This is a genomic window from Chitinophaga sp. ARDCPP14, assembly GCF_051362515.1.
Classification (GTDB): Bacteria; Bacteroidota; Bacteroidia; order Chitinophagales; family Chitinophagaceae; genus Chitinophaga.
On the sequence record NZ_JBKIXB010000014.1, the window covers coordinates 1 to 14,523 of the forward strand.

General features: G+C 47.8%; 8 protein-coding genes. 4 read left to right on the forward strand and 4 right to left on the reverse strand.

Going from position 1 to position 14,523, the window contains the following annotated elements:
* Positions 1–195 precede the first annotated feature (195 nt).
* On the reverse strand, positions 196–945 hold the full coding sequence (locus ACLHR0_RS28180) for a phytanoyl-CoA dioxygenase family protein (protein WP_436491136.1): 750 nt from the start codon (positions 943–945) through the stop codon (positions 196–198).
* Positions 946–1,193: 248 nt separating this feature from the next.
* Complete coding sequence (locus ACLHR0_RS28185) at positions 1,194–5,990, reverse strand: PKD domain-containing protein (protein WP_436491138.1); 4,797 nt, start codon at positions 5,988–5,990, stop codon at positions 1,194–1,196.
* Between the two features lie 201 nt (positions 5,991–6,191).
* On the opposite strand from ACLHR0_RS28185, the gene namA reads away from it, so the two are divergent.
* A complete protein-coding gene (namA, locus tag ACLHR0_RS28190; protein ID WP_436491140.1) occupies positions 6,192–7,262 on the forward strand; it encodes an NADPH dehydrogenase NamA in 1,071 nt (356 codons plus the stop codon).
* 45 nt (positions 7,263–7,307) lie between these two features.
* Here the strand turns inward: namA and mgrA are convergent, their stop codons facing one another.
* Together mgrA and ACLHR0_RS28200 are read right to left on the reverse strand one after the other, a co-directional pair.
* Positions 7,308–8,300 carry an L-glyceraldehyde 3-phosphate reductase gene (gene mgrA, locus ACLHR0_RS28195; RefSeq protein ID WP_429047176.1) on the reverse strand — a complete coding sequence of 331 codons (993 nt, stop codon included), beginning with the start codon at positions 8,298–8,300 and terminating at the stop codon, positions 7,308–7,310.
* A gap of 258 nt (positions 8,301–8,558) precedes the next feature.
* Positions 8,559–9,470: an acyl-CoA desaturase gene (locus ACLHR0_RS28200; RefSeq protein ID WP_436491141.1), complete on the reverse strand. Its 912-nt coding sequence runs from the start codon at positions 9,468–9,470 to the stop codon at positions 8,559–8,561.
* Positions 9,471–9,639: 169 nt separating this feature from the next.
* Here ACLHR0_RS28200 and ACLHR0_RS28205 point away from each other — a divergent pair, with 169 nt between their 5' ends.
* The 3 genes from ACLHR0_RS28205 to ACLHR0_RS28215 all read left to right on the forward strand — a co-directional run bounded on the left by ACLHR0_RS28205 (position 9,640) and on the right by ACLHR0_RS28215 (position 14,518).
* Complete coding sequence (locus ACLHR0_RS28205) at positions 9,640–10,218, forward strand: HdeD family acid-resistance protein (RefSeq protein ID WP_370913032.1); 579 nt, start codon at positions 9,640–9,642, stop codon at positions 10,216–10,218.
* Between the two features lie 128 nt (positions 10,219–10,346).
* Positions 10,347–12,956 carry a M1 family metallopeptidase gene (locus tag ACLHR0_RS28210; protein ID WP_436491144.1) on the forward strand — a complete coding sequence of 870 codons (2,610 nt, stop codon included), beginning with the start codon at positions 10,347–10,349 and terminating at the stop codon, positions 12,954–12,956.
* 92 nt (positions 12,957–13,048) lie between these two features.
* Positions 13,049–14,518: a cobyric acid synthase gene (locus tag ACLHR0_RS28215; RefSeq protein WP_429047180.1), complete on the forward strand. Its 1,470-nt coding sequence runs from the start codon at positions 13,049–13,051 to the stop codon at positions 14,516–14,518.
* Positions 14,519–14,523: the final 5 nt, after the last annotated feature.

A 14,523-nucleotide genomic window follows, 5' to 3' on the forward strand; every position in this document is an offset into this window, starting at 1 on the left:
GCTTGCTAAAGCAAGCTGACATTAACTATTTATTCTCTTAAAAAACACCTGATCATCATAATGATTATTAGGCCATCTTTTGGCTAAAACAAAGAAGCTGTCTCAATTAATTATGAGACAGCTTCTTAATTATTATTAAGAAAATCTAAAAATCAGGAAAAAATCCAAAAGTAAAAATCCAGCTAATCAGTATAATCAGCGTAATCCTGAGCCAAGACAAAATCCGCTCTGAGCCTCTGCCCATTCGAGGCCACCCGCCAGTTGCCGGTTGCTGAATTCGATGTGGATTACACGGCGGTTACGACCGTTGCTGCTGCGTCCGGAGGCATGCATCAGTAAAGGCTGCATGATCATCACGCTGCCTTTGTTTACGCGGCAGCTAACATCCGGTGTTTCGTTCAGGTTAATACTGTCTGCCCGGTAAACACCTTTGACGTGTGAGCCTGGCAGTACTTTTAATGCGCCGTTCTGTTCATCTGTATCGTCGAGGTGAATGCGGAGGGTATAGATGCTTTCCAGGATGTCTGTTGGCGGCTGTACTGCGAATTGGCCGGGTTTCACGGTCCAGGGGCCGTAGCCGGCTACGGAGAGCTTCTCTGTTACGGAAATAGTGAGGTCCTGGTGCCAGGCAACAAACCAGTTGGATTGCCCGGGCTTATCAAAATAAATGGATTTAACAGGCACATGCTGTTCGCCAAACAGCTCCCTGATAATTTGCCTGATACCTGGTGTAAATATCAGCGGGGTGATGGCAGGAACCTCCTGCAAAAAACAACGGATGGCAAAGAGATCGTTGGTTTTCCGGAATAGAGGACCGGTAGGATCCACGCTGTCGATCAAAGCAATCATTTCCCCGATGGCACTTTCCGAAAATATACCGGGAATCACCGTATATCCGTCCCTGCTTAATTCCAGCCTGTGTTGTGTGATGGCGTCGTTCGTCATGTTTCAATTATTCTTTTGCAAATTACGCGAATTTTGTCTTGGCTCAGGATTACGCTGATTATACTGATTACCTGGATTTTGTTTTTTTGGATTTTATAAAGGATTAAGGGAGATAGCAGCGGATATATTCGCTGCTATCTCCCTTAATTATTATTTTAAGAAAATCTAAAAATCCAAAAAAAATCCAAAAGTAAAAATCCAGCTAATCAGTATAATCAGCGTAATCCTGAGCCAAGACAAAATCCGCGTTATTTAATCAGCGTAATACTCCCTTTAAACTCGAATTTCTCGCCGCCTTCGCACACGGTCTGCATGGAGTAAATATAAGTGCCCATTGGCGCTTCCTTGTTGCCGCTACGGCCGTCCCAACCGGAGGAAGGCGAGTTGATAGCGAAGTGGGTGTTCTCAAATACAAGGGTGCCCCAGCGGTCGTAGATGCGCAGCCACTCAATTTCTTTTACACCTTTTCCTTTTGGATAGATGCGTTCATTTCGGCCATCATGATTGGGGGTGAAGGCGTTTGGCATAAAAACGGCGCCCTGGTTGCAGAGAATGTGCAGCACTACTTCGTCGGCAGCTTTGCAGCCATATACGTTTTCTACTTCTACCCGGTATTTTGTCGTGAAATCAGGCAGTGCCAGGACCCGTGCACAGGTGGCGCAATCCAGGAATTCCGCAGGTGTCCAGCGCCAGCGGATTACATCATTGCTGGCGTGGGCTGCCAGGTATACAGGGATGCCCGCCATAATTTCACGATCTACGCCAGCATTTACGGTTGGGGCAGGATTTACTTTTACGGTAAGGGAAGCTTTATCGGAGAAACAATTGTCTTTGTCGAACCCGGTTACCTCATACACGTATTGCCCCCTGGCGTTGAGCGTGGCTACAGGCGCAGGGGAGGAGGGCTTGTCGATTCCGGTGCCGGTCCACGTATAATAATCCGTGCCCGATACCTGTAGCGGCAATTTATCACCGAGACATAAAACAGTATCAGGCGTAGCCTGTATCTTAAAGGGCTGTACTACGCGTATTGCTACTTCATCGTTATTGCTACAGCCGTTGTTGTCGGTTACCTTTACCTGGTAGGTGGTGGTTGCCAATGGTGCGGCCGTAGGGGTAGCGATGGTGGGATCGTTTAGTCCGGTGGTAGGGGTCCATTCATAGGTGCCGCCGCCGCCGGCGTGTAATACGGTGGTGTTACCAAGACAAATAAAATCTGCGGGGGCGCTGGCATTGACGTCTGGTAAGGGTAAAATATTCAGTGGATGTATTACTTCGTCTGCGCAGCCGTCTTTGCTGGTAACGGTGAGCTTTACCTGCACCAGGCCGGGCTGCGAATAAGACAAGGCCGCTGGTTGCTGCACATCACTGGTGGTATTATTACCCAAATCCCAGCTCCAGGTAACGTCATTCGTTTTGGTAACGCTGCCACTGAAGGTAACCGGCACGTCCTTGCACGCTTTATCGGGCGCGCTGATGGCAGCTAACGGCTTCGGGTATACGTTTACCGGTACTGTTACGGTTTGTGTGCAACCGTATTTAGTGGTGGCCGTCATGCCGAAGATGTATTCGCCGGTTTTGTCCAGGTGAAATACCGGTGTGGTAGTATTGATATCCGTTGGAGTGAGTGCGGCATCATAGGTCCAGGTATAAGCTGGTGTAATACCCAGTTCATCTGCAGAATAGCTATTAAACGCAGGCGCAAAAGTAAGCGTTCCTGCATCGCATATTTTTGCGGGAGAAGGATTCAGCTTAATATCCAGCTGATCTATTACCACCGGGTGATCCAGGAAGGCGCTGCCTTTACAACCGGCATCATCTTTCAGTAATAGCCGTGGTTTATAAATGCCAGGTTCGGTGAAATGATGTTTTATTTCGAGCGACGTGGTTTGTTCAACGTTACCATCCGTAAAGTCCCAGCTGAAGGTAGTTGCATTTTCCGGCTTGATGGTAAAGGTGATCTCTTTTTCCAGGCAACCGCCGTCGGCGCTGGTTGCGATGGTGGCGTACGGCCCGGTAACGATCACTATCTCGCTGTATTCATCTTCAGTGCCGGCTTCTCCGTATACCTTTAATTTTACGGTATAATGGCCGGATTCTGTGTAGGTATGTACGGGATCACTTTGATTAGAGGTACCGCCATCACCAAAATCCCAGGAGCTGTTCAGATAGTTGAGGGACCGGTTACTAAAACGGAATATCATAGGAGCGCATTTTCCGCCGTTTACAAATTCTGATGTGTAAACAAAACTTGCGGCAACAGATGCCACTTTGATATTTTTGGTTACCTCGTCCGTACAGCCGTTATTGTCATTTACTTTTATAGTTACAGGATATGTTCCTTTATTGGGATAATTATGGGTTACATCCTGCATGGCATTGGAAGTATTATTGTCTCCAAAATTCCATGTTACCATAGAGATATTGCCACCCACTTCACTCGAGGTGTTGCGGAAAAATACGTCTGTACCGGGTTTTACTATATAGTTATCTGCTTCAAAATCGGCTATGGGGCCATTCACCTGGATATACCTGCCATCAAATGTATTCCTGCAACCTTCTTTATCCGTAATAGTAACGGAGGGCTGGTAATAGCCGGATTTGTTATAGGTATGTTTGAAGGGAGGGGTTGTAAACGTCTGCGGAGTGCTTCCGTCCCTGAAGTCCCATTCCCATTTTACAATTCCACTGCTGTTACTGACATTTGAATTATCAGTAAAGCTCATTTCGGTGCCGCGGCAGGAATAGGGAACGGGAAAATTATAATCTGCAACAGCGCCGCGTACGTTTACATCAATCGAATTACTGGTGTCTACACAGCCGAGATCATTGATACCAATTACCCTTACGCGATATTTACCGGGTTCCATGATGTAATAACCAAACGACTGGGAAGAATTATTGTGAAAATTGCTAAGATCGTTTAATTGCCAGTAGTAACCAGCTACATCATAATAGGAAGGATCAGCTTTAGTAATGGTGGTGGTCAGCGCCTCGCCGGCGCATAATATGGTTTTATCAGTAGTGATTTCAATCGGGGATTTAGTATATATACGCGCCATTACTTCTTTAAAAGTGGTGCAATTGCCCGCTGTTGTAGTAAGTTTAATAATATAGGTGCCGGTTTTTTGGTAATAGTGTGAGATCTTATTGCTGCTCACCGTATAAGCAGTATCCTGCCCGTCGCCCCATTCCCATTTCCAGCCGGTGGCGCCCAGAGAACCATCGGTCACGGTGATTACATTCCGGTTCGCACAATCCACATCGTCTATCGTAAACCGCGGGAAGGGATCAACAGTAGTGATGTATGCCTTTTTGGTAAGCGTAGCAGGGCAACCGCCGTTCCATACGGTAAGTGTTACATCATATGCACCGGGTTCACTGTATTCATGTTGAGTGCTTTTATGGCCATCTCCTGCGCCGTCTCCAAATTCCCAGAACCAGGCATCGGCAACATCAGATTTGTCGTTAAAGGTAACCATAGAATTCCCACAAACGATAGGTGCATTGGGAGAACTGAAATCTACCACTGGTTTTTTAAATACCCTGACGTCGTTGTAAACTTTTATTCTGCCTGTACAGCCTGCCGTGGTGGTATATTGAAGATATGTTTCGAAGATGCCGGATTTTTTAAAAATGTGGTTTGGTGTGGCTTCATGGGACACCGGGCTGCCATCCCCAAAATCCCATTCATATTTTGTAATGGGATCATTATAGTTGCCAATAGCGGTAAAGCCGGACGACATGCCTTCGCAACCACTGTCATTATAGGCGATGGCAGATATTTTTGTAGTATAAACCGTCACCGCACTGTAGCTGTTCATAGCGCAACCGTTGCTGCTGGTGCCGGTCAACACAATTTGGTAAGCGCCTTCTGCCTGGTAAATATGAGAAGGGTTTTGTTCGGTGGAACTTTGTCCGTCCCCAAAATCCCATTTCCAGCTGCTGGCGCCGGTTAAATTGTCTTTGAATTTGACGGTAGCCGGTACCGTGCAGGTCGGAGGACTTTCTATCAGCAGATTCCCTGTGGGAGCGGGATTAATAACCGCTTTTTTCTCTACTACTTCTTTACAGCTTCCATAGTTGGCGGTTAGCCGTACCGTAATAGTGCCGGCACTGCCATAGGGCATATAGGTGGCGTTGTCGAAGTTGCCGTAAGCGTTTTGTCCATTAAATTCCCATAAGGTGCTGTTTGGAGTAACCCCGCTAAAACTGGCATTAAAGGTGGCATATTCGTTAGAACACATAAGCGCCGGAACAATAATGTCGGTACCATAGTTGGCGACGTTGATATCGTTTACTTCTTTTGTATCACTGCATCCTCTTTCATTGGTAACCGTGAGCTTAATGCTGTGCTGCCCTTTGTTGAAAGTATGTTTGGCGGGATCTTTTTGAGTACTGCTGCCACCATCATCAAATTCCCATTTATACGAAAGGGTCCCCGGACCCGTAGAAGTGTTTTTAAAGAACACATCGGCCGGACCACTGCACAAGGTTTTTTCTGTTACAGTAAAATCAGCATTTATAGCAGGGGCTACATCTACTGCCTTATCCAGTACTTTGAAATTCGTGCAGCCATAGCTGTCAGTTACACTGAGTACTACACTGTAAATTCCTGGTTTGCTGTAAATGTGATCAACTACGCCGCTGCCGTTCTGTAAAACTTCGCCGTCGCCAAAATCCCAGCTGAAGTTTTGCAGGGTACCTTCCGCTGTGGATTTATCCGTGAACGTAGTCGTAAACGGTACGCATCCTTTGCCGGAAGACACACTGAAGTTTACCGCCGGCTTTGCCCTTACTGCGATATAGTTTGTTTTAACGGCTGTTTTCGTACTGCCATCTCCGAAGGTTACTTTTAGTGATACAGTATATTTTCCTGTTTTTACATAGGTGGCGCCGGGATTTTTTTTGGTAGAAGTAGTTCCATTCCCGAAGTCCCACAGCCAGGCGGTGGGGTTACCGGTAGACAGGTCGGTGAAACTGGTAATGAGCGATTCACAATCGCTGGTGGCGGAAGCAGAAAAGTCGGCGTTTTGTTGCGCCAACGCACATAAACTGATAACAAAACATAGTACAAGGGATACAACAAATTTGCATCGGACAGGGAAACGGTACATCGGACGTATAGGTATAAGCCCTAAAAATAGGCTTTTCCGCGGATATTTGCTTTGCCTGGCGTGTCTTGAATATTATGTTTTCGCTATACGATTAATGCTTAATTTTAAAGGTCTTAAAAGCAGCGTTTTATGTCACATTTGTTTAGCCCTCTGCAATTGAGGGAAGTTACGTTCCGGAACAGGATAACGGTGTCGCCTATGTGTGAATATTCTTCTACCGATGGATTTGCCACCAACTGGCACCTGGTGCATCTTGGAAGCCGGGCAGTGGGTGGCGCGGGACTGGTGCTCACGGAGGCCGCAGCCGTATCCCCCGAAGGCCGTATTTCCATTCACGACCTGGGTATCTGGAAAGATGAGCACATACCTATGCTGCAGGAAATCACCTCATTTATTTCCGCGCAGGGCGCCGTTCCTGGTATTCAGCTGGCGCATGCCGGCAGGAAAGCCAGCACACTAAGACCGTGGGAAGGCAGCCGCGCCCTGCCCGCAGAAGACGGTGGGTGGCAGGTGGTAGCGCCCAGCGCCATTCCTTTCAACGACGTATATCCTATGCCGGTAGCACTCACGGAAACAGGCATACGTAAAGTGAAAGATGATTTTAAGGCCGCCGCTGTCCGGGCACAGAAGGCCGGCTTCCAGGTAATAGAAATACACGGTGCGCATGGTTATCTCCTGCACAACTTTTTATCTCCCCTTAGTAATCAACGTACAGATGAATATGGAGGCAGTTTTGAAAACAGGATACGGTTGCTGGTAGAAACAATAGAAACCGTACGGGAAGTGTGGCCGGAGCAATATCCTTTGTTGTTGCGTATTTCGGCTACCGACTGGGCGGAAGGTGGATGGAACCCGGAGGAAGCTGTAAAGCTGGCGGCAATTGTAAAAGGGAAGGGGGTAGACCTGGTAGATTGTTCTTCCGGCGGACTGGCCGCACATCAGCAAATTAAAGTGGGACCTTTATACCAGACTCCTTTTGCAGAGAAAATCAGGAAGGAAGCCGGTGTTGCCACCGGTGCAGTAGGATTAATTACCACAGCAGAAGAAGCAGAATCTATTATTGCCGAGGGGCGTGCAGATATGGTATTGATGGCGCGTGAAATGCTGCGTGATCCATATTTCCCGTTGAGGGCGGCCCATGAACTGGGGGCTGAGATCAAATGGCCGGTGCAATACGAACGGGCAAAACGAAGAAAATAGCAGTCAGCCGTTAGCAATTTCTGCTAACGGCTAACCACCAAAAAACTATTTCAGTATCGCTTCAATAGCGTCCAGTTCTTCTTTTGTAAAGGCGGTATTTTTCAGCGTATCCAGGTTGTTGTCCAGCTGAGCAACAGAACTGGCGCCGATCAATACGGTGGTAATCCGTTTGTCTTTCAGGATCCAGGCCAGCGCCATCTGGGCGAGGGACTGGCCGCGTTGTTGCGCCAATACATTCAGCTTTTTAACTTTCTCAATTCTTTCAGGCGTTACTTCACCTTCCTGCAGAAATCCTGTTGGTTTGCTGGCGCGTGAGCCGGCCGGGATACCATTCAGGTAACGGTCTGTCAGTAATCCCTGTGCCAGGGGAGAGAAGGGAATGCAACCCACGCCGTTGGCTTCCAGTACATCCAACAGTCCGCCTTCTATCCAGCGTTCAAACATACTGTATTTGGGCTGATGTATGAGGCAGGGCGTACCAAGCGATTTTAATATCTCTACAGCTACTTTTGTTTGCTCGGCAGTATAGTTGGAAAGTCCCACATACAGCGCCTTGCCCTGTTGCACAATGCTATGCAGCGCTCCCATTGTTTCCTCAACAGGGGTAGCCGGATCCGGGCGATGAGAATAAAAAATGTCCACATATTCGAGCTGCATGCGGCGTAAACTCTGGTCCAGGCTGGAAACAAGGTATTTACGGGATCCCCAGTCGCCATAAGGACCAGGCCACATGGTATAACCTGCTTTAGTAGAAATGATCAGTTCATCCCGCAGGTGCCCGGTGAAATCCTGTTTCAATATCCTGCCGAAATTCTCCTCCGCACTACCAGGTAAAGGCCCGTAGTTATTGGCGAGGTCAAAATGAGTGATACCCTTATCAAAAGCGTTATGAATAATACTGCGTCCGTTCTCAAAATTATCAACAGAGCCGAAATTGTGCCATAAACCCAGTGATACGGCAGGCAGCTGTAAACCGCTCTTACCGCACCTGTTGTAGGTCATATTGTTATACCTGTCTGCAGCGGGTGTGTAATGCATGGAATTTTAATTTTAGGGAGACAAGATAGAAAAATAAAGCGGATTTTGTCTTGGCTCAGGATTACGCTGATTTTACTGATTACCTGGATTTTATTCTTTTGGATTTTATAAAGGATTAAGGGAGATAGAAGCGGGTATTCGCTCTTATCTCCCTTAACTATTATTATACGAAAATCTAAAAAATCAAAAAAAATCAAAAAGTAAAAATCCAGGTAATCAGTAAAATCAGCGTAATCCTGAGCCAAGACAACATCCGCTTTAGCTCAGTTCCTCCACCGGTACGCGCGGAGCAGTTTCCTGCTTCAGCTTATTGCTTTCCTTCAGTTTGGCTGGAACCGGGCGTATTTCCCAGACGATTCCCAGGAAACCCAGTGTTTTGATCACATAATAGGTGATATCAAATTCCCACCAGTAAAAGCCCTGTCTGGCTGCACTCTGGTAGTAGTGGTGGTTGTTATGCCAGCCTTCTCCCAGGGTGATCAGCGCCAGGATAGCACTGTTGCGGGACTCATCCCCGGTATAATATCTCTTATTACCAATTTTGTGCATAAGAGAGTTAATGGTAAAAGTACCATGATATAACAGTACGGTGCTCAGGAAAAACCCGATCAGCAAAGTAGATAACCCGGCGGACCAGTCGAACCAACCAGTACCATTTACTTTATTGCCCACAAAATACACTGCTATTGCCAGTACCACTGCCGGTATCATATGCCATTTATTCAGCCACAACAATTCTTTTGCTTTGTGGTCCTTGATCAGGTCGAAACGGGTGGGCTTGTATTCCGGGCCCATGATCCAGCCGATATGCGCGTACCAGAATCCGTAAACATTCGCTGAATGCGGATCTTCCGGGGTATCGCTGTGTTTGTGGTGAATACGGTGATTGGCTGACCACCATAAGGCGCCCTTCTGTAAACTGCTTTGCGCACCTCCCGCCAGGATAAACTGGAAGAACCGCGACGTTTTAAATGCACGGTGCGAGAAATAACGGTGATAACCAGCCGTTACAAAAAACATACGTACTACATACAGTACACCGCACAATATCCAGTCAAAAGCTGTTGTACCGGTGAAAAATGCCAGTAAGGGCACCGCGTGAATGCCCATGAAGTCTGCCTGGTGCCACCAGTTAGGTGGCTGTCTTTCTTGCTTGATCGCCTTATTCATTCCACAAAGATAATTTCCGTCTTTTATTAAATAAATGATTTAAATCATTTGGACAAAGTTAAGTGCTTTTCCCCGGTTTTTGCGCGCCTATATTCCGGCGAACATTTTACAACCGGATGTGTTAGAGAGAAACGTAGTACTATCCTTTCATCACGTTAAAGTAATTATTATGTCACAATTCATTTCGGCTATCAGGAACAATGTGAAGTATTGGTGGTTGTACCTGCTCAACGGGATCATATTCCTCATAGCAGGTTGTGTTGTTTTCGCCAATCCCTTCAGCAGCTACGTATTGCTCAGTATATTCTTCAGTGTCACCCTTTTCGTGACAGGGATCTTTGAAATAGCTTTTGCAGCCGGCAACCGCAGGGGGCACCACGGGTGGGGATGGTCGCTGGCCTCAGGTATCATAGATGTGGTGATAGGCTTTATCCTGATGCTGTATCCATCGGTAAGTATGGCTGTGATCCCGCTTTTCCTGGCTTTCTGGTTTTTGTTCAAAGGTATCAGTCTCATTGGATTCTCTATCCAGCTTCAAACAGATAAGGTGCCTAACTGGGGCTGGCTGCTGGTGGGAGGAATCGGGCTTATTATTATCGCTATCTTTATTCTCGATAACCCCGCACTCGGTGTGGCTACTGTACTCGGACTGATGGCCGCTGCCTTCTGGGGAACCGGTATCCTCAGCATTATCTTCGCTTTCCGTCTCAAACATGTTAAAAAAGAATTAAAAGAACACGGCCTTTAAAAAAAGATACGCCGTAGAAGCTGTTACTGCGAACCACAAAGTAATTCACCACTTTGCCGTTCGCTGTAACAGCTTTATACTGTCGGCATTTTCTGTATATTCGGTGCTGCTAAATCTATTCTCTTCCGATGAAAATCAACAGAATCTATGCTATCGCGTCCTTGTTATTATGCACCGGGATGCAGCAGGTAATGGGCCAGACAGTATCTAAATATGATGCGCATGAGGCTTTTTCCCCGCTATTCTATCCTGCTCCCGGTAACGAATACCGCAGTGCAGGCGGACAACCAGGTCCGAAATACTGGCAGAACGCAGCAGATTATAAACTGGCCGTTACACTCGACACGGCGCAACATCGTATAAGCGGCTCCGTAGTCATTACCTATAAAAATAACAGCCCGGACCAACTGCCCTTTTTATGGCTGCAGCTGGACCAGAACATTTACCGGGAAGATTCCCGCGGCAGCGCTACCGTAGCGGCTTCCGGCGAACGATTTGCTAACCGGAGCTTCACACAGGGCTTTGAGTTGAAAAGCGTAAACGTAGTTGCCAACGGCAAATCTGCCTCCGCCAATTACCTGGTAAATGATACCCGTATGCAGGTGAAGCTGGCAGATGCCCTTAAAACAGGCGCCTCCGTGCAACTGAAAATAGATTACGCCTATACCATCCCGGAATATGGGACCGACCGTACCGGCCGCCTGCGCACCGCCAACGGATGGATCTACGAAATAGCACAGTGGTACCCACGTATGGCCGTGTATGACGATGTACTCGGATGGAATAATATACCCTACCTGGGCGCGTCCGAGTTTTATCTTGAATACGGCAACTTCGATTATACCATCACAGCTCCCGCCAGCCTGCTGATAGGAGGCTCCGGGCAACTGCTGAATGAAGCGCAGGTGCTGTCGCCGAAGGAAATGAGCCGGCTGGCCAAAGCGCGCAACAGCGATGAAACCGTGTATATCCGCGACAGTGCAGATGTAAAAAACAATACCGCCAAAGGAAACCGTACCTGGCATTTCGTATGTAAAAATACCCGTGACGTAGCCTGGGGCGCCTCCGCGGCGTTCATCTGGGACGCCGCGCGCATTAACCTGCCCGGTGGCAAAAAGGCACTGGCGCAATCACTTTACCCGGTAGAAGTTGCCAGCAAAAATGGCTGGGGCAGATCCACCGAATATGTGAAAGGGTGTATCGAACACTACTCAGATAAATGGTACGTTTATACTTACCCGGTAGCCACCAACGTAGCAGGTATTGTAGGTGGAATGGAATATCCCGGTATTGTTTTCTGTAACTGGAAGTCCACCAAGGGCGGCCTCTGGGGCGTTACAGACCACGAGTTCGGACACAACTGGTTCCCCATGATCGTGGGCTCCAACGAACGTAAATACGCCTGGATGGATGAAGGCTTCAACACCTTCATTAACGGTATTTCCACTAAAAATTTCAACAACGGAGAATATGCTGCTCGTCAAAGTATGCAGAGAGCAGCCCCCATGCTGTTTTCCGCCAATGCGGAAGCCATTATGAATACCCCGGATGTTATCGGTCTCAATTACAATGGCATCGCGGCTTATTATAAACCCGCAGCAGGACTGAATCTTCTCAGGAATGAAATCCTGGGTCCGGAACGTTTCGATTATGCATTCCGGGAATACATTAAGCGCTGGGCATTTAAACACCCTACACCGTGGGACTTTTTCAGAAGTATTGAAAACGCCGCGGGTGAAGACCTTAGCTGGTTCTGGCGCGGCTGGTTTTTTAATACCTGGAAACTCGACCAGGCAGTAAAAGATGTGAAATATGTAAAGAACGATCCTGCCCAGGGCGCGCTCATCACCATTCAGAACCTGGAACAACTTCCCATGCCGGTAGTGCTGGCAGTAACAGATGCTAATGGTAAAACAGATACCGTTCACCTGCCGGTGGAAGTATGGCAACGCGGCAACAACTGGACTTTCCGCTATCCTTCCACTACTAAGCTTACCAGCGTGATCATTGATCCCGCAGGCAATTTCCCCGATATCAATCCTGCAAATAACAGCTGGAAAGCAGACACCGGTAAACCTGTACCCGACGGTACTACGGGAACGGCTATACTAAAAAAATACATTGATGCCATAGGCGGCGCCGATAAGCTGAATAGCATAAAAGACCTGTTGCTGGAAGAAGATGGAGATATTGCAGGAACAGCTATTGAACGCAGTGTGCAGGTGAAACAACCCGATAAAATGCTGCAGGTGGTAAGCGTTCCGGTGAATAAGTTAATTGCCTATAAGTTGCTTATCAATGGCAATAATGTAAGTATGGCCCGCATGGGGCAGGAGGTGCCGCTTTCAGCGGCGGACAAGGCTATCCTGAAGGATAAAAACAGCCTGTTTCCCGAACTGCAATACCTTAACCATGCCGGCGATGTTAAGCTGGAACTGGCGCCGCTGACCACCGATGTCAATAATGCAAGCGCCTATGTTATTGGTGTGGCTACTTCCAACGGGGCATTGCTGCGCAACTACTACGATGTGAAAACGGGCCTGAAAGTACGCACTGTTTCCCTGCCGGGACAGGAAGGCAATGAAAAGGAAACCACTACTGATTACACTGATTACCGCAACGTGAATGGTGTACAACTGCCGTTTACCATTACTACCAATACAGGCGGTTATGATGCGGTGATGAAAGTGAAAAAGGCGGCTATTAACAGTGGGCTGGGAGATGATATATTTAAATAATTGCCGGCAGGCCACTCCCTTACAGGCGGCATAAAGGTGGCATACTTGTCTTAAAGTTAATATCTTCGCGGCAGTACTAACGTCATGAACGAATGAAACAACTCCGGCCGGTAATGTTTGTGGGTACGGCTTCCGATGTAGGCAAAAGCGTAATCACCGCAGGATTTTGCCGTATTTTCAAACAGGATGGATATGCTCCTGCGCCTTTTAAGGCCCAGAATATGTCGCTCAACAGCTACGCTACCCCCGATGGACTGGAAATAGGCCGTGCGCAGGCTGTTCAGGCAGAAGCTGCCGGGGTGCAATGCCACACCGATATGAACCCCGTGTTGTTGAAGCCTACCAGTGACCGCAACGCGCAACTGGTGCTGCACGGCAAACCAGCTGGTAATCAGTCGGCCTGGGAATACTTTATGGAAGACGATAAACGCGCGCTCTTTGAAGAAGTGAAAGGCGCTTTTGACCGTTTGTCGCAGCGATTCAATCCTTTGGTAATGGAAGGGGCAGGCAGTATTTCAGAGCTGAACCTGCGTGCAAAAGATATCACGAATATGCGGATCGCGCTGCATGCAGGAGCAGCGGTGTACCTGATCGCGGATATTGACCGCGGCGGTATTTTTGGCAGCGTATATGGGACTATCGCCCTGTTGCCGCCGGAAGAAAAGGCGTTGATCAAAGGAATTATCATCAATAAATTCCGTGGCGATATCCGGTTGTTTGAAGACGGGCGGGCGATGCTGGAAAGCATTACCGGCGTACCAGTAACCGGTGTGCTGCCTTACTATCACGATATTCATATTGAAGAAGAGGATGCGGTTTCATTGCAGCTTAAACAGAAACGGTTTGCCGCCGGTCAGATAAATATAGCTATCGTACTGCTGCGGCATATGTCCAACTTCACCGACTTCAATGCGCTGGAAAAAGATGAGCGCGTAAATATATTTTATACAGATAATCCGGCAGAACTGTCGGCCGCAGATATTATCATCCTGCCGGGCAGTAAAAATACGATTGCCGACCTGGTCTCCATCAGGAATAACGGTACCGCTGCCGCAATAACGGAAGCGTATAAACGAAATAAAGCAGTGATCGGTATTTGCGGTGGCTACCAGATGATGGGACAGCAGGTAGCGGATCCTGATGGTGTGGAAGGCCCTGCCGGCAGCATACCGGGGCTTGGAATATTGCCAGTTGCCACTGTGCTTACAAAAGAAAAGATCACCAGGCAAAGAAGTTTTTATTACCGGGATCAGCCGAAAGTATGTGAAGGATATGAAATTCATATGGGAGATACCACCGCCGCAGTGGCTTCCCCGCTGAACACGTTTACAGATGGCGGCACAGACGGGTATTTCCTCCGGACTAACTGCTGGGGTACTTACCTGCATGGCATCCTCGATAACGACACTGTGATCAACGATCTGCTGGCGCATTGCGGGAAACCCGCAGTAGTAAAGGAGTTCGATTACCGCCGGTTTAAGGAGGAACAATATAACAAACTGGCAACACACATCCGTGAACATCTGGACATTCCGGCTGTTTATAAGGCACTGGAATTATAATAATA